The organism is Streptomyces sp. 8K308 (genome assembly GCF_004348315.1).
Classification (GTDB): Bacteria; Actinomycetota; Actinomycetes; order Streptomycetales; family Streptomycetaceae; genus Streptomyces.
Genome location: NZ_SMKC01000159.1, coordinates 1 through 15409, shown reverse-complemented (window position 1 = coordinate 15409; position 15409 = coordinate 1). Strand labels below are relative to the sequence as shown.

General features: G+C 72.4%; 21 protein-coding genes and 1 tRNA gene. 7 read left to right on the top strand and 15 right to left on the bottom strand.

Going from position 1 to position 15409, the window contains the following annotated elements; genetic code table 11:
- Positions 1-29: 29 nt before the first annotated feature.
- Together E1265_RS21100 and E1265_RS21095 are read right to left on the bottom strand one after the other, a co-directional pair.
- Entirely contained in the window at positions 30-917 is an 888-nt protein-coding gene (locus tag E1265_RS21100) for an LLM class F420-dependent oxidoreductase (protein ID WP_132932236.1), read from the bottom strand.
- A 29-nt stretch (positions 918-946) separates the two neighbouring features.
- Positions 947-1432 carry a Rieske (2Fe-2S) protein gene (locus tag E1265_RS21095; protein WP_132932235.1) on the bottom strand — a complete coding sequence of 162 codons (486 nt, stop codon included), beginning with the start codon at positions 1430-1432 and terminating at the stop codon, positions 947-949.
- Between the two features lie 194 nt (positions 1433-1626).
- Between E1265_RS21095 and E1265_RS21090 the strand changes: the two genes are divergently transcribed.
- Genes E1265_RS21090 through E1265_RS21080 form a run of 3 tightly spaced genes read left to right on the top strand, consistent with a single transcriptional unit; the run spans position 1627 to position 3313 of the window.
- Positions 1627-2097: a hypothetical protein gene (locus E1265_RS21090; protein ID WP_207931151.1), complete on the top strand. Its 471-nt coding sequence runs from the start codon at positions 1627-1629 to the stop codon at positions 2095-2097.
- Positions 2094-2606, top strand: a complete 513-nt coding sequence (locus E1265_RS21085) for a sigma-70 family RNA polymerase sigma factor (protein ID WP_132932233.1) — start codon at positions 2094-2096, stop codon at positions 2604-2606. Before E1265_RS21090 ends, E1265_RS21085 begins: the two co-directional genes overlap by 4 nt.
- Complete coding sequence (locus E1265_RS21080) at positions 2603-3313, top strand: zf-HC2 domain-containing protein (RefSeq protein WP_132932231.1); 711 nt, start codon at positions 2603-2605, stop codon at positions 3311-3313. The genes E1265_RS21085 and E1265_RS21080 overlap by 4 nt, the downstream gene beginning before the upstream one ends.
- A gap of 15 nt (positions 3314-3328) precedes the next feature.
- Here E1265_RS21080 and E1265_RS21075 read toward each other — a convergent pair whose 3' ends face one another.
- On the bottom strand, positions 3329-4102 hold the full coding sequence (locus E1265_RS21075) for a family 16 glycosylhydrolase (RefSeq protein WP_347877229.1): 774 nt from the start codon (positions 4100-4102) through the stop codon (positions 3329-3331).
- A 116-nt stretch (positions 4103-4218) separates the two neighbouring features.
- Between E1265_RS21075 and E1265_RS21070 the strand changes: the two genes are divergently transcribed.
- Positions 4219-4446, top strand: coding sequence for a hypothetical protein (locus E1265_RS21070; protein ID WP_132932229.1), 228 nt, complete (start codon positions 4219-4221; stop codon positions 4444-4446).
- 77 nt (positions 4447-4523) lie between these two features.
- On the opposite strand, the gene E1265_RS21065 is transcribed toward E1265_RS21070, so the two are convergent.
- The 8 genes from E1265_RS21065 to E1265_RS21035 form a co-directional block, all read right to left on the bottom strand.
- Positions 4524-5396 (bottom strand): RNA polymerase sigma factor SigF, encoded by an 873-nt coding sequence (locus tag E1265_RS21065; protein ID WP_132932227.1) that lies wholly within the window; start codon positions 5394-5396, stop codon positions 4524-4526.
- A gap of 208 nt (positions 5397-5604) precedes the next feature.
- Positions 5605-6387, bottom strand: coding sequence for an RNA polymerase sigma factor SigF (locus tag E1265_RS21060; protein WP_132932225.1), 783 nt, complete (start codon positions 6385-6387; stop codon positions 5605-5607).
- Between the two features lie 103 nt (positions 6388-6490).
- Positions 6491-6661: a hypothetical protein gene (locus tag E1265_RS37170; protein WP_165953823.1), complete on the bottom strand. Its 171-nt coding sequence runs from the start codon at positions 6659-6661 to the stop codon at positions 6491-6493.
- 67 nt (positions 6662-6728) lie between these two features.
- A complete protein-coding gene (locus tag E1265_RS21055) occupies positions 6729-7532 on the bottom strand; it encodes a MerR family transcriptional regulator (protein WP_132932223.1) in 804 nt (267 codons plus the stop codon).
- Positions 7525-8061, bottom strand: a complete 537-nt coding sequence (locus E1265_RS21050) for a VOC family protein (RefSeq protein WP_132932222.1) — start codon at positions 8059-8061, stop codon at positions 7525-7527. Before E1265_RS21050 ends, E1265_RS21055 begins: the two co-directional genes overlap by 8 nt.
- A 160-nt stretch (positions 8062-8221) precedes the next feature.
- Positions 8222-8308 (bottom strand) — tRNA-Ser (locus tag E1265_RS21045).
- 59 nt (positions 8309-8367) lie between these two features.
- Positions 8368-8805 (bottom strand): tRNA adenosine(34) deaminase TadA, encoded by a 438-nt coding sequence (gene tadA / locus E1265_RS21040; protein ID WP_132932240.1) that lies wholly within the window; start codon positions 8803-8805, stop codon positions 8368-8370.
- A gap of 55 nt (positions 8806-8860) precedes the next feature.
- The gene (locus E1265_RS21035; RefSeq protein WP_132932220.1) at positions 8861-9385 is read right to left on the bottom strand and encodes a hypothetical protein; all 525 of its coding nucleotides are present in this window, start codon (positions 9383-9385) and stop codon (positions 8861-8863) included.
- Positions 9386-9677: 292 nt separating this feature from the next.
- Here E1265_RS21035 and upp point away from each other — a divergent pair, with 292 nt between their 5' ends.
- Positions 9678-10313, top strand: a complete 636-nt coding sequence (upp, locus tag E1265_RS21030) for a uracil phosphoribosyltransferase (RefSeq protein ID WP_132932218.1) — start codon at positions 9678-9680, stop codon at positions 10311-10313.
- Positions 10314-10608: 295 nt separating this feature from the next.
- Here upp and E1265_RS21025 read toward each other — a convergent pair whose 3' ends face one another.
- From E1265_RS21025 to E1265_RS21015, 3 genes are all read right to left on the bottom strand, one after another.
- Positions 10609-11295 carry a LytR C-terminal domain-containing protein gene (locus E1265_RS21025; protein ID WP_165953822.1) on the bottom strand — a complete coding sequence of 229 codons (687 nt, stop codon included), beginning with the start codon at positions 11293-11295 and terminating at the stop codon, positions 10609-10611.
- Positions 11296-11370: 75 nt separating this feature from the next.
- Complete coding sequence (locus E1265_RS21020) at positions 11371-11667, bottom strand: type II toxin-antitoxin system VapB family antitoxin (protein ID WP_132932216.1); 297 nt, start codon at positions 11665-11667, stop codon at positions 11371-11373.
- A gap of 43 nt (positions 11668-11710) precedes the next feature.
- The gene (locus tag E1265_RS21015; RefSeq protein ID WP_132932214.1) at positions 11711-13135 is read right to left on the bottom strand and encodes a M28 family peptidase; all 1425 of its coding nucleotides are present in this window, start codon (positions 13133-13135) and stop codon (positions 11711-11713) included.
- 88 nt (positions 13136-13223) lie between these two features.
- On the opposite strand from E1265_RS21015, the gene E1265_RS21010 reads away from it, so the two are divergent.
- Complete coding sequence (locus tag E1265_RS21010) at positions 13224-14147, top strand: AEC family transporter (RefSeq protein WP_132932212.1); 924 nt, start codon at positions 13224-13226, stop codon at positions 14145-14147.
- 12 nt (positions 14148-14159) lie between these two features.
- Here E1265_RS21010 and E1265_RS21005 read toward each other — a convergent pair whose 3' ends face one another.
- Positions 14160-14360, bottom strand: a complete 201-nt coding sequence (locus E1265_RS21005) for a hypothetical protein (protein ID WP_132932209.1) — start codon at positions 14358-14360, stop codon at positions 14160-14162.
- Positions 14361-14462: 102 nt separating this feature from the next.
- Here E1265_RS21005 and E1265_RS21000 point away from each other — a divergent pair, with 102 nt between their 5' ends.
- Positions 14463-15365 (top strand): MurR/RpiR family transcriptional regulator, encoded by a 903-nt coding sequence (locus tag E1265_RS21000; RefSeq protein WP_132932207.1) that lies wholly within the window; start codon positions 14463-14465, stop codon positions 15363-15365.
- Positions 15366-15409: the final 44 nt, after the last annotated feature.

The following is a 15409-nucleotide window of genomic DNA, read 5'->3' as shown; positions in this document are numbered from 1 at the left end:
GTCATGGGGTCATGATCGGGGGGACCGGGCTATTTCAGGGGGAGCGCCTCGGCCAGGGCGCGGTAGGCGTCCAGCGGGAACTTCTCGTGGCCGTCGCCCGCCACCACCTGGAGCGCGACGTGGTCGGCGCCCGCGGCGAGGAACTCCTCCGTCCTGGCCCGCACCGTCGCCGGCTCGCCGAGCGCGAAGAGGGCGTGGACGAGGCGATCGCTGCCGCCGCCGGCGAGGTCCTCCTCGGCGAAGCCGAGCCGCAGCAGGTTGTTGGTGTAGTTGGGGAGCGCGAGGTAGCGCGCCAAGAAGGCGCGCGCCGTGGCGAGCGCCCGGGTCGGGTCGGGGTCGAGGACGGCCTTGAGCTCGGGGGCGAGCAGCGCCTCCTCGCCCAGCGTGGCGCGGGCGTGGGCGGTGTGCTCGGCCGTCACCAGGTAGGGGTGGGCGCCGGCCGCGCGGTCGCGGGAGAGTTCGAGCATCTTCGGCCCGAGCGCGGCCAGCACCCGGCGCTCGGCGGGGACGGGGCGCGGCGCGTCGTCGAGCGCCGTCAGGTAGTCCCGCATGGCCGAGTACGGCTTGCGGTAGCGGTCGGTCAGCGCGCCGTGGCTGACGCCGAGGCCCAGCAGGAAGCGGCCACCTGAGCTCTCGTCGGCGTCGGCGTAGCGGGCCGCCACGTCCTCGGCCGAGTGCAGCCAGATGCTGAGGATGCCGGTGGCCACGGTGATCCGGCGGGTGGCGTCGAGCAGCGGCACGGCCTGCTCGACGCCGGGGCTGCCGCCGAGCCAGATGGCGCCGTAGCCGAGCTCGTCGAGCTCGGCCGCCGCGTCGGCGATCTCCGCGCGGCGGCCGGGCTCGTCGGCCTTGAGGACGGCGCTCCAGACGCCGAAGGCGCCGAGCGTGGCCTTGAGGGTGGGGGTGTCTGCGCTCATGCCGGGGCAAACCCGGCGTGATGCGCCGGCTATTCCGTGACGATCTGGTCGCCCTCGATCCTCACCCCGATGGCGGGCAGCGGCTCGGGGGCCGGGCCGCCGAGCACCTCGCCGGTGGCGGCGTCGAAGACCGACTGGTGGCAGGGGCAGCGCAGCTCCACGCCCTCCGGCTGCACGGAGCAGCCGGCGTGGGTGCAGATGGCGCTGAAGCAGGCGACGGTCGTATCGTCGGCGCGGAAGAGCATGGCCTCCTGGCCGTCGGCCGTGACGGCCACGGCCTCGCCCACCGGCACGTCGGCGACGTCGGCGATCGCGGTGCCACCGGCGGAGCCCGAGCCGGCCGAGGCGTCGTCCCCGCCGGCGTCCGAGCCGGCGCCGCCGTCGGTGGACTGGCTGGGGGATGAGGAGCCGGACGAACTGTCGTCGTCGCTGCCGCACGCGGCCAGGGCCAGCGCTCCGGCCGAGGCGGCGGTCGCGGCGAGCACGGTGCGGCGGCTGTGTGAGGTCGCTGTCATACCCCAGCAAACGAGAGCGCCCGGGGTTCGGTTCAACGCCGTGCGGGAAACGCGGGAAAACGCCGGAGAACAAGGCGGCGCGCGATTGAACCCGGGGGGCGCGCGTCTCGTGTCAGGGGCGAACGGATGCGCGGACGGAAGCGCGGATGGCAGCGTGGGTGCGTCGTGGGAGCGCGGCGGGAAGGTAGCGAGGGATGGTCATCGGCTGGCTGTCGCGACTGCTGGTCGCGGCGGGACTTATCGGCTCGGCGTGGGTGCACTGGGTGGTCTGGGACGACTGGGCCCGTTTCATGGACGTCGTCGGGCCGCTGTTCATGGTCAACGTGATCGCCGGCCCGGTGATCGCGCTCGCCGTGCTGCTCTGGCGCGGCCACTGGCTGCCCGAGCTGGCCGCGGTCGGCTTCGGCCTCGCCACCCTCGGGGCCTATGTGATGTCCCTGACGGTCGGCTTCTTCGACGTCCAGGAGCAGTTCAGGACGGACGAGGAGCTGTGGGGCGTGATCACGGAGGCGGCCTGCGTGGTCTTCGGCCTGGTCCTGCTGGCGCGGCGGTACGTCGCCGGGGCGCGGTCGGGGGACCGTGCGTCGGCCGCGGCCCGGCGGGGCCGGCACCGCGGCGGCCTCCAGGGCGAGGGTCACGGGCAAGGCCAGGGCGGGCAGGCATGAGCGATGCCGCGGAGGACGAGTTGATGCGTGCCCTGCACGAGCAACACGCCGCCGCGCTCTGGTCGTTCGCCCTGCACCTCACCGGCGGCGACCGGGCGAGGGCCGAGGACGTGACCCAGGAGACGCTGCTGCGCGCCTGGCGTCACCCCGGCGTGCTCGACCAGACCGCGCGCTCGGCGCGCGCCTGGCTGTTCACCGTCGCCCGGCGCATCGTCATCGACGGGTGGCGCTCGGCGGCGGCGCGCTCCGAGATAACCACTGACGAGCCCCCCGAGCTCGCCGTGCCCGACGACACGGAGCGCGCGGTGCAGGGCTGGCTGGTCGCCGACGCCCTCGCGGAGCTCTCCGCGCGCCACCGCGAGGTGCTGACCCTCTGCTACTTCCAGGGGTACTCGGTGGCCGAGGCCGCCGCCCGCCTCGGCGTCGCGGAAGGAACGATCAAATCCCGGACGCACTACGCCCTCCGTGCGCTGCGCCTGGTGCTCGAGGAGAAGGGCGTGACCCGATGAACGGGGTGGGGGCAGCGGGCGTCGACCCGTTCGAGACCTGGGACGGCGCGTATGTGCTCGGCGCGCTCTCCCCGCAGGACAGGTCGGACTTCGAGGAGCACCTGCGGACCTGTGACCGCTGCGCCGAGTCGGTGCGCCAACTGGCCGGCATGCCAGGGCTGCTCAGCCAGGCCGACCCGGACGGTCTCGTCGCGGCCGGCGTCGAGCCGGCGCCGCCCGACCTGCTGCCCGGGCTGCTGACCCGGGTGGCGAGGGAGCGCCGTCGCCGGTTCACGGCCACGGTCTCCGCGGCCGTGCTGGCGCTCGCGGCCTGTCTCGCGCTGGTGTTCTCGGCGGTGTTCGCCGGCGGTGCGGACGGCTCGGGCGACGAGGGCGGCGTGCCGGACGGCGGGCCGCCGGTGGTGGCCGGCGGCCCGATGACGCCGTTGGGCGACTGGCCGGTGCGGGCGGACGTGTCGCTCGTGGAGGCCGACTGGGGCACCAGGGTGGAGATGGAGTGCCAGTACGGCGACGGCGAGGGCGGCGCCTACGTGCTGGTCGCCGTCGGCAGGGACGGGGAGACCGAGGAGCTGGCCAGTTGGCGCGCGCTGCCGGAGAACAGCGCCTCGATGACGGTCGGCACCCCGATGTCGCGGGCCGCCATCGAGTGGCTCGAGGTCCGCACGCTCACCGGGGTGCCGGTGCTCAGGCTGGCGGTGACGCCGTAGCGACCCGGCCGGGCGTCAGGGCGCCGTCCACTTCTGGTTGGCGGTGCCCGCGCAGGTCCACAGCTGGACCCGAATGCCGTCGCCGGTGCCGCCGTCCACCACGTCGAGGCACTTGCCCAGCGCGCGGCGTGCCGTCGGCGCCCACCGTCCAGGACTGCGCGGCGGTGCCGTTGCAGTCGTACAGCTGGACGGGGTGCCGTTCGCGGTGTTGGCACCCGCGACGTCCACGCACTGCCCGCCGAGCCCGGCGATCGGCCCGGTGCGCGCGCCGGCGTCCGAGGTGCTGACCCGGACGTGGTCGACGACCAGCCGCTGCGGGAAGACGGTGGTGGAGTCCGGGTTGCCCGGCCAGTAGCCGCCGACCGCGAGGTTGGACATCAGGAAGAACGGCTTGTCGGAGACCCAGGGGTCGCCGCCCAGGTCTGCCGGGGTGCGGGTCTGGTGCACCTGCCCGTCCACGGACCAGCTGATCCGGCCGGGCGACCAGTCGACGGCGAAGGTGCGGAAGCCGACGTTCTCCAACACGTCGATCTCGCCGCTGGCCGGCCAGCCGATCTGGCCGATGTCGTTGCCCAGCATCCGGAACGCGGGCCACATGCCCTGGCCGCGGGGTGTCCGCATCCGGGCCTCGACGTGGCCGTACCGCGCCGTGAACCGGCCCGCGGTGTTGAGGCGGGCCGAGGTGTACGCGCACCGGCCGCCGGGGACTGGAGGAGCGCGCCGGCCAGGGCGAGCAGCAGGGCGCCGGTGAGCAGCCGGCGGAGATGTGGGGGGTGAGCAAGGTCTCACGTACACGACATGGGCATTGGCTCAGCTCAATTCGGGCCTCAGGACCGAACCAGTCGCTCGTCACGAGGCGGACCGGGCTGTTCCGCTCCGGCTGGGGTTCGCTAGGGTCGGCAGGCATGGCTCACAACCCCCAAGCGCCGCAGGGCTCGAACCAACCGGACCCGGCCGGCAGCACGCAGATGTTCCAGGCGTTCGTCGACCAGGGAGGGACCCCGGGCGGCACTGCGGGTCGGCAGCCGACGCCCGCGGCGCCACAGTCCTCTGGGCCCAGGATCGGCGTCATCCTGGGCATCGCGGGCGCGATCACCGTGCTGGCCGTGGTGGCCTGGCTGGCATTCAGCTGAGGCGCCGCACCACGTGTGTGTGGGGGCGCCTCGCGCCCTCGTCCCGGACCGGCGGCCGACCGCCGGTCCGGGCCTCCTCACTCCTCGGCCGTCAGGCCCTCGCGCAGCTGCGCGAGCGTGCGGGTCAGCAGCCGGGAGACGTGCATCTGCGAGATGCCGACCTCCTCGCCGATCTGGGACTGCGTCATGTTCCCGAAGAAGCGCAGCATGATGATGCGCCGCTCCCTGGCCGGCAGCCGGGCCAGCAGCGGCTTCAGGGACTCCCGGTACTCCACGCCCTCCAGGGCCGTGTCCTCGTAGCCCAGGCGGTCGGCGAGGGAGCCCTCACCGCCGTCCTCCTCGGGCGATGGGGAGTCGAGCGAGCTCGCCGTGTACGCGTTGCCCACGGCGAGGCCGTCGACGACCTCGTCCTCCGAGACGCCGAGGCAGGCCGCGAGCTCGGGCACGGTCGGCGACCTGTCGAGGCGCTGGGACAGTTCGTCGCTCGCCTTGGTGAGGGCGAGCCGCAGCTCCTGGAGCCGGCGCGGCACCCGCACCGACCAGGACGTGTCACGGAAGAACCGCTTGATCTCCCCGACCACGGTGGGCATCGCGAACGTCGGGAACTCCACGCCCCGCTCGCAGTCGAAGCGGTCGATCGCCTTGATCAGGCCGATGGTGCCGACCTGGACGATGTCCTCCATCGGCTCGTTCCTGCTGCGGAACCGGGCGGCCGCGTACCGCACGAGCGGCAGGTTCAGCTCGATCAGGGTGTCGCGGACGTAGGCGCGCTCCGGGCTGTCCGCCTCGAGCGTGGCGAGCCGCTGGAAGAGTGAACGGGAGAGGGTGCGGGTATCGAGGTTGTCGGTCTCCGCGGGAGCTTCGTGCGGCAACGAGGGTACGTGCGGCGCGGGAACATGCGGCGTGCCGGTCGTGGTGAGCACCTTGGAGCTGCCCAGTTCTACGGACATGCCACCCCCTTAGGTCGTGGACGGGTCGCGGCGGCGCGCTGACGGTGACACTCGACGAGACAACGCGCCCTCGTGGAGATACCGGCTCTGCCGCCACGGCAAACACGGTTCCAACAGAATGTCACGTGTCATCAACGCGATGTAGCTTCATGTCGATAAAACGGCACAGCTGATGTGTGAGTTCCCGGAGTTGGGTCCTTCTTCCGACCTAGTTCTCGATCGGATTTGCGGAGCGCAGCCGGGTGAAGCTTCGCGACAGCAGCCGGGACACGTGCATCTGCGACATCCCCAACTCGGCGCTGATCTGCGACTGGGTGAGGTTTCGGTAGTAGCGCATCAGCAGGATCCGCCGTTCCCGCTCGGGGAGTTGGACCAGCAGGTGCCGCACCAGCGCCCGGTGCTCGACGTCGGCGAGCCCCGGGTCCTCGTAGCCGAGCCGGTCGATCGGGCCCTGCCCGCCGTCCTCCCGCTCCTTGGCCGCCTCGAGCGACGAGACCCGGTAGGCGCGGCCCGCGTCCATGCTCGCGAGCACCTCGTCCTCCGGGATCCGCAGCCGCTCGGCGATCTCGGCCGGAGTCGGGTGCCGCTCGAGCGTCACCGTCAGGTCCTCGGCGGCCGTCCGCACCTGAGCCCACAGCTCGTGCAGCCGGCGCGGCACGTGCACGGTGCGCACGCTGTCCCGGAAGTAGCGCCGGATCTCGCCGACGATCGTCGGCATGGCGAAGGTGGCGAACTGCACACCGCGCTCCAGGTCGAAGCGGTCGATGGCGTGGATCAGGCCGATGGTGCCGACCTGGACGATGTCCTCGAGCGGCTCGTTGCGGCTGCGGAAGCGCAGCGCCACGAAGCGGACCAGCGGCAGGTTCGCCTCGATCAGCGCCCCCCGCACCCTGGCGTGCTCGGCGGTCCCGGGCTCCAGGGCGGTCAGCCGCTCGAAGAGCGCCTGCGTCAACGCGCGCGCCTTCGCACCCCGGGTCCCCGTCGCCGCCACCTGCCGACCACCCCTAACGGTGCACTAGCCGCAATAGCCACACAAAGGCAGTCATAGCATCACAAGACATATCCGTTGTGTGCAAGCACCGGCAAACCCCGTGTTAGTCGGCTGAACCGGTCACAAGATCGCCGATCCCGGCCGCCGCGTCCGCCACCGCCGTGAACGCCAGCTCGGCGAAGTCGGCCGAGCGGCTGGGGTAGCTCACGATCGAGTAGAACACCAGCACGCTCAACAGGAACAACGCGGCCCTGCGCGCCCGCGCCAACGTCATACCCCACCTGCCCTTCCGCCCTCGGTGCCGTTCGCCTCCGGGACGGAAGATAGCCGTTGGACACGCGCTACTGCCAGGTCGCGGTGTCCGGGTCGATGCCGTGGGCGCGGGCGCTGGCGTCGATGATCTGGCGGAACCACGTGGTGAGGCCGGCGCGGACGCCGTCGTAGTGGGCGGCGAATCCCGGATCGGCCTCGTACATGCGGCCGAGACAGACCTGCATCTCCCTGGTGAGGGGGAAGAACGAGGCGAAGACGGAGCGGTGCCGCTCGACGAGCTGGTTCGCCTCCGGGCTGCCGGGGGTGACGCCGGCGTCCATCGCGTCCGCGAGGTCGCGGTCGAGGCCGGCGACGGCGTCGGCGACGGCCTGCCATTCCTCAGGGCCGCGAGCGGCCGAGCGTTCGGCGTACTGCCGCCACTGCGTCGTGTCTCCGTAGTGCTGACGTGCCTTGGCGGGCCAGTCCGGGTTCCACTGCGGGCCGAAGATCGCGGCCTGCTGCTCGACGGTCAGCAGCAGGCCGCGCTCGTGGGCGTCGATCATCCGGTCAAGGCCGGCGCCGAGCTGCTTGAGGCGGGCGATCCGTTCGTCGACCTGGGCGCGTTGCGCGCGCAGCGCACTGAGCACGTCCACGGTCGAGTCGTCGAGGACGGCCTGAATCCTGTCCAGGCCGAGACCGATCTCACGGTAGACGGCGATGCGGTGCAGGCGTTCCAGATCATCGGCGGTGTAGAGCCGGTATCCGGCAGCCGTGCGCAGCGACGGTCGCGCGAGACCGATCTCGTCCCAGTGGTGCAGCGCGCGGACCGTCACCCCAAGGCGCGCCGAGACCTGACCTACGGTCAGGCCGTCGGCGTCGGTGGCATCAGGCATGCTCCGCATTGTCGCCGCGGCCGACGCCCGGTGGGGTGATCCCGACGGCCGCGAGGTTCCGCGCCTCCTCACTCGCCGGATCGATGGGCCTGGCCGCGGTGAAGACGATCCGCGCGTTCTCTGGGGTGATCACCGTCACGTCGCGGGTGCTCCAGGGAGTGTCCCGTGGGCCGTCGACCGAGTCCGGGCGCACCGCTCGACAGGCCTCGACAAGGGAGTCGACCTGGCTTAGCACGCAGGCGAAACTGAGGCTCATCGCCGGTGCCTGCTCCGGAACGTCCCCCGCCGGGACGAGGAGTACGTCCTGGAACGCCCACCGGCGCAGATGCACGATCCCGCCGGGGATGCTGAACAGTTCGATGAACCCGAGTCCACGAACCCAGAAGTCCACCGACGCCGCCAGGTCGTTCGTGGGGATCGTCGCGAACGCCGGCATTCCGTAGATGCCACGGAACGGCTCCGGCGGAACCGCGTCCGGGCCGGGGGCGGGCACGGGGCTCATCTCGAACGCGTTGTAGTAGTCGCTCATGCACCCCACCCTTCAGCCTCACGCAACGTGAGGGTCAAGTCGGGCGCCGAGCGGCCGGTACCCCGCACGAGACGGCCCCCGAGACGGACGGAAACTGAGACGGACGCGCCGAGGGGCGGCCCCAACAGGGGCCGCCCCTCGGCGTCTGTGCTGCTCACAGCGGTAGCGGAGGGATTTGAACCCTCGGTGGAGTCACCCCCACACTCGCTTTCGAGGCGAGCTCCTTCGGCCGCTCGGACACGCTACCGAGGGGAAGCCTATCCCACTCGGGGCGCTGCGCCGAACCGGATTGGGGTCAGCGGACAGTCAGCGGGTGCGGAAGAAGTCGGTGAGGAGCCGGCCGCAGTCTTCGGCGAGGACGGAGCCGATCACCTCGGGACGGTGGTTGAGACGGCGGTCGCGGAGCACGTCCCAGAGCGAGCCGGCCGCGCCGGCCTTGGCGTCGACGGCGCCGTAGACCACGCGGTCGACGCGGGCCAGGACGCTGGCGCCGGCGCACATGGTGCACGGCTCAAGCGTGACGACCAGCGTGCAGCCGGACAGCCGCCAGTCCCCCGTGGCGGCGGCCGCCGCGCGCAGCGCGAGCACCTCGGCGTGCGCGGTGGGGTCGCCGGTGGCCTCACGCGCGTTGCGGCCGAGGCCGAGCGGTTCGCCCTCGGGGCCGCCGGGCCCGAGCAGGACGGCGCCGACCGGCACGTCGCCCGTCTCCCGTGCCGCGGCGGCCTCGGCGAGCGCCTGGCGCATCGCCGGCCGCCACGGGTCGCGCAGCGGATCGGTCACGTTCCGGTCGTCACCCGTGTCACCTGATGGCCTCCAGGAGGTCGGCGCAGCCGAGCGCGTCGGCGATGTCACCCAGGGCGTCGTCCGGGGTGAGCTTCAACACGGTGTCGGCCTCGATGCCGAAGTCGGCCAGCAGGCCGGCGTCGCCGACCGGGCCGCTCGGCACGGCGTCGGAGCTCACCGGGTCGTCGTCGTCCTCGGTGGGGCCGTCCTCCGTGCCGTCGAGGTCCAGCTGATCGAGCGCGTCTCCGGCCTCCGGCTCGCGGCCGAGGAGCTCGTCGGTCAGCAGCAGCTCGCCGTAGGCGCTCCGCTTGGCACGGGTGCCGTCGGAGACGAAGACGCGCGGGTCGTCCTCGCCGTCCACGCGGACGAGGCCGAACCAGGCGCCCTCCTGCCCGACGTAGACGAGCACCGTGTCGTCGTCACTGGCGGCGGATTCGCGGGCCAACTCGGCCAACTCGTCCAGGGTCTCGACGTCGTCGAGCTCTGTATCACTCGCTTCCCAACCATCATCGGTCCGCGCGAGCAGTGCGGCGAAATACACCGTGACTCTCCCCACTCGGTTTGGCAGTGCCACCTGCATCGTGGCAGAAAAGGGGTGCGCTGTCGGGTAACTCGGCAGTTCACCAACGGAATGTTCGCTTGCGCTTGGTCCAGCGCAGACGGATACGGCAGACGGACACGGACGCGGCGCGGCTGGCTCAGGGGCATATGCCCTCGCCTTCCTCCATGCACCACTCTCCACGCCGTCGCCGTCCTTTGTCCACCGGGGGGTCACAACGGGAAACCCGCCGGTCAGTCCTGGGGTGTCAGAGGTGTTCGGTACTGTCGACGGCATGCGGACCCATGTCGTCGACCACCCGCTGGTGGCGCACAAGCTGACCACGCTGCGCGATGCGCGTACCGACTCCCCTACGTTCCGGCGGCTGGCCGACGAGCTCGTCACCTTGCTGGCATACGAAGCGACCCGTGACGTCCGCACCGAGCTGGTGGATATCACCACGCCGGTGGCGGAGACCACGGGTGTGCGACTCTCCCATCCCCGTCCGCTGGTCGTGCCGATCATACGGGCCGGTCTCGGCATGCTCGACGGCATGGTCCGGTTGCTGCCGACGGCTGAGGTGGGCTTCCTCGGCATGATCAGGGACGAGGAGACGCTGCAGGCCTCGACCTACGCGAACCGCATGCCGGAGGACCTGTCGGGGCGCCAGGTGTACGTGCTCGACCCGATGCTGGCCACCGGCGGCACGCTGGTCGCGGCCGTCCGCGAGCTGATAGGGCGCGGTGCGGACGATGTGACGGTGCTGTGTCTGCTGGCGGCGCCTGAGGGCGTGGAGCGTCTTGAGACCGAGCTGTCGGGCGCGCCGGTGACGGTGGTCACGGGCGCCCTCGACGAGCGGTTGAACGAGCAGGGCTTCATCGTCCCCGGCCTCGGCGACGCCGGCGACCGCATGTACGGCACGGTGTCCTGACCGGGCGCGCCTAGGGCCTGTCGCGAAAGCCCCGCCGGGCCCGCGCCGCCAGCTACGGCACCTCGCCGTTACCCCGCGCCGCGGCGTGGGGCATGTCGGGCGCTGCGCGCGTACGGTCACGTATGAGCTGCGCTGCCGCCGATGTGCGGCTCCGCCGGGTGGGGCGTCTTGAGCGAGGCGAATGGGGGCGCTCCCCCGAGCACTCCGTGCAGGGGGCACCCCCACCCGGACGAAGCCCGGGGGAGCACCGCGTCTGACGACGCGGGCTGATCCGACGCGGCTTTCGCAACAGGCCCTAGCAGACGGGTGTCTCGGCCTCGCCCGCTTCGTCGGTGGGGGTGGGCGAGGGCTCGGTCAGTTCGGCGAGGCGGCGGTCGGCCTCCTCCTCCGCAGTCAGCTCCTGGAAGTTCTCGCCGATCACCAGGTCGACGGACTCGGCGGTGTTCGCCCGCTGGCCCGGGCGGTTCTGGTCGGTCTCGGCGCCCTCGAGCTGGGTGGCGAGCACGGTCAGCGCGCCCGCCTCCTCGGCCGCCGTGGTGCCGAGCAGCAGCCCCGTCCCCTCGACCTTGCCGTCCAGTTCCTCGGGCGCGTTGGCGACCTCGCCGATGGTGAAGCCGCGTTCGGCGAGCGCGTCCGCCGTGGCCTGGGCCAGGCCGGTCCGCTGGGTGGCGTTGAACACGTTGACGGTGATCGCGGACGGCTCCGGCGGCTCGACGCGCCGCTCCTCGGGCTGCTCGGGCGCGCAGTTGGTGCCGGACTGAGGGCGGCCGGAGGTGGCGGGGGCGGTGCGCTCGGTGTCCTCGTCGCCGGAGAAGACGTCGACGAGCTGCAGCGTCCCGTAGCCGAGCAGGCCGAGCACGCTGGTGATGGAGAGGGCGGCGAGAACTTTCCGGCGGCGGCGCGGGCGACGCATCCTCGGGTAATGGTTACCCGTGACGCGGAACTTCTTGCCGCCCATGCCAGGGGGCGTCAGCATGCTCATGGCCGCAGCGTAGCCACGCCCGCGACCCGAGCCCAATAAATGATCTGCTGAAAGGATCGCCACACCCCGAACGGCTCAGTCGAGCTCCAGCACGCGGGCGTGCAGCACCTGGCGCTGCTGGAGGGCCGCCCGCACGGCCCGGTGCAGCCCGTCCTCCAGGTAGAGGTCGCCCTGCCACTTCACGACGTGGGCGAAGAGGTCCCCATAGAAGGTGGAGTCCTCGGCGAGCAGGGTCTCGAGGTCGAGCTGCTGTTTGGTGGTGACGAGCTGGTCAAGACGCACGGGGCGCGGCGCGACGTCTGCCCACTGCCGGGTGTTGTCCCGGCCGTGGTCAGGGTACGGTCGTCCGTTTCCGATGCGCTTGAAGATCACACGGAGAGCCTACCGGGCTGGGCCCTTCCACCGCAGCCTCGTGTCAGGGTGACGTATCGGGCAATCGCGTCGCGTAGCTGCCGACGGCGTGGGCGATCGCCTTCACGTTCGCGTCCAGCGCGGGTTGGCTGATGTTGTCGAGATCGTCACAGGCGGCGTGGTAGCAGGGGTCGTAGGGGGCGTCCGCGGCGCCGCCCCAGAGCTCGGCCTCGGCGGCCGACTTCAGACCCTCGGCGCCGGTGAAGGTGCCGCCGGCCGGGATGCCGGCGTCGAGGAAGGGGCCGTAGTCGCTGCGGCCGTCGAACGGGGTGGGGCGGGCCGGCAGCCCGCGCTCGCCGAGGAAGTCGGTGAGGTCGTCGGCGATGGCGGCGGAGACGGGGTCGTCGCGCTCGGCGTCCGCGTCGTAGACGAACAGTCCGTGGTTGGGTGACGCGATCATGTCGAAGTTGAGGTAGAGCGCGATCCGCTCCCGCTCCGCCTCGGGGAGTTCGGTGACGTAGTGCCGCGAGCCGAGCAGCCCGAGCTCCTCGGCCGACCAGAACGCGAACCGCACCCGGTGCGCGGTGAGTTCGCCGGCCGGGTCCACCTCGGCGAGCCGGAGCGCGGTCTCCAGGAGCCCGGCCGAGCCGGAGCCGTTGTCGTTGAGGCCGGGCCCCGCGAGCACCGAGTCCAGGTGGGCGCCGGCCATCACCACCCGCGCCGGGTCGCCCTGCGGCGACTCGGCGAGCACGTTGACGGTCTCGCGCTCCTCGGAAAGCTCCTCGATCTCCAGGCGCAGCGTGACCTCGCGCCCGGCGGCCAGTTCGTCGGCGAGGGCGAGGCCGTCCTCCCGGGAGACGGTGCCGGCCGGGAGCAGGCCGGCGGCCGGCTCGCCCAGGGTGCCGGAGAGCGCGCCGGGCGCGTTGTTGTAGACGACGGCGCCCAGCGCGCCGGCGCCCGCCGCGTTGGCGACCTTCCGCGCGAAGGTGCAGCCGCCGCGCTCGATCAGGGCGATGCGCGCGCCGGCCGCGAGGTCGGGGCCGAAGTCCTCGGGCTCGCAGCCGTCGCCCGCGGCGGCCAGCGGGGCCTGAACGCCGCCGGCCGGGGTGTTGGCGGTGTACGACAGCAGCCGCACCGGGATCTCACGCTCCACCGGGGTGAGTTGGGTGAGCCGCTCGGCGACCGGCTCGCGGTAGGGGAAGGTGAAGCGCTGGTACTCGACGTCGTAGCCGGCGTCGGCGAGCAGCGTGCCGACGTGTTGGGCCGAGCGTTCGTGGCCGGCGGTGCCGGCGGCGCGGTTGCCGTCGGCCTGGTCGGCGATGCGCTGGAACGCCGCCAGGTGGCGCGTGGCGCCCTCGGCCGTGGTGCCGGCCACCAGGAGTTCCGGCAGCGTGGGTTCGGCGGCGGCGGGCGCGGTGGGCGAGGCGGGATGGAGGGGGAGGACGAGGGCGGCGGCCGCGGCCAGCGCGGCGGCGGTGAGTGCTGTCATGAAATGTGACGTTAGCGCAGCCTTTGCCCCGATCTCGGGATCCGAGATCATATTGACCGATCGAAAGATTCGTCCGAGGGTTCGATATATGGGCGGGGTGATCACGGGGTTCGCGATCATCGCGAGCGTCATCGGCACGGGCTACCTCCTCGGCCGGCGCGGCTCACTCGGCGAGAACGGCCGCGAGGTGCTCACGAGGCTCGCCTTCCACGTCGCCACCCCCGCGCTCCTCTTCGTCACCCTGGCGCAGGCCGACCTGACGCTGGTCTTCTCGCCGTCCCTGCTGGTGACCGCGTTGAGCACGCTCGCCGTCGCCGGGATCTTCGTCGCCCTCGGCGTCGTCCGGCGCTGGGGCGTGGGCCGCACCACCATCGGCGCCCTGTGCTCCAGCTATGTGAACGCCGGCAACCTCGGCATCCCGATCGCCGTCTACGTGCTCGGCGACGCCTCGCTCGTCGCGCCCGTGCTGCTGCTCCAGCAGCTGACGATCACGCCCGTGGCCCTGACCGTGCTCGACCTGGTCGCGCCCGCCGCCGAGCGCCGCACCGTCTGGCAGCGGGTCGCCACCCCGTTCCGCAACCCGGTGGTCGCCGGCTCGCTCAGCGGCGTCGCGGTGGCCGCGAGCGGCTGGTCGGTGCCCACCACCCTGCTCGAACCGGCCACCCTGATCGGCAACATGGCGGTGCCGGCCGTGCTGCTCGCGTTCGGCATCTCGCTGCGCGGCTCCGCGCTGCCAGGGCGCGGGCCCGAGCGGTGGCCGGTGCTGGCCTCGGTCGCGCTGAAGTCCGTGATCCACCCGCTGATCGCCTGGGCCATCGCCGCCGGCGTCTTCCGGCTCGACGCCACCGAGCAGCTCAACGTCGTCGTCACGGCGGCGCTGCCAGCCGCGCAGAACCTGTTCACCTACGCCTCCCGCTACGCCACCGGCGTCCGGCTCGCCCGGGAGTCCATCCTGCTCTCCACGGTCCTGGCGGTGCCGACGCTCACGGTGATCGCCGCGCTGCTCGGGTAGGGCAAGGACCGCTCAGGCGGTGATGGTCAGCGAACGGTAGAGGGTGTAGACGACCGCGGGCAGGGTCCCGATCAGCACCCCGGAGGCCACGATCACGCGCGGCAGCCGATGGTGCGAACCCTGTAGGACGCGGGCGACGTAGGCGATGAGGGCGATGAAGGCCAAGCCGAGGATGACACCGGCCAGCACCATTTCCGAAGCGTCGGCTCGCATACGCGAAGCCTAGGGCCTTGCGGGGCCTGGCGAGGGCCAGGGTGGTGCGGCGGCGGCCGAACGCCGCCTGCCGAACCGCCCGTACGGGGCAGAATCCCCTGCATGGCCCTCGTACCCCGGAACCCTCGGCTCCCCCGGAACTTCGAAGAGCTGCTCGCCCTGCTTCAGGAGCGCCGCGCCACGCTCACCCGCTCGCAACGGCTGCTGGCCGAGCGCGTGATGGCGGACCCCGAGGGCGTCGCGTTCATGACGGTCTCCGAACTCGCCTCCGCGGTCGGCGTCAACGAGGCCACCGTGGTGCGGTTCGCCACCAGCCTCGGGCTCGAGGGCTACCCGGGGCTCACCCGGCTCTGCCGCGAGCGGCTGCGCGAGCAGGCGCAGCTGCTGCGGCGCTACAGCACGCTCGAGCAGCTCGGCGGCGGCGAGGGCGACCTGCTCGACCAGGCCGTGGTCCTCGACCGGGCCAACATCACCCGCAGCTTCGCGCAGATAGACCGGGCCACCTGGGAGGAGGCCGTCAAGGCGCTGGCCGAGGCGCCGCGCGTGCACGTGATGGGCCTGCGGAAGTGCCACGCACCGGCCTACCTGCTCGGCTACCTGCTGCGGATGCTGCGCGAGGAGGTGGCCACCGTCACGCCGGGCGCCGGCGCCCTGACGGACGAGCTGAGACGGGTGCGGGCCGGCGACTGCTTCGTCTCCATCGCCATCCACCGCTACTCGGCCGACACCGTGCGCGCCGCCTCCTGGGCGCGGGCGCGGGGCGCGCTCTGCGTGGCGCTCACGGACAACCCGGCGTCGCCGCTCGCCGCCTCGGCCGAGCACGTCTTCTACGTCGACGCGTCCGGGCCCTCGGTACTGCGGTCGCTGACCGCCTTCACCGCGCTCGTCCAGGCCCTGGCGACCGACGTCGCCCGCCACCGCGGCCAAGACGCCCGCACGGCGCTGCTGCGGGAGGAGGAGCTGCTCGAGGAGTTCAGCGTCTACGAGCCGGAGCACCGACGCTAGGGCCGGCCTGCCGCGGGCCGGGCGGGGCTGACGGCGGGTGGCCG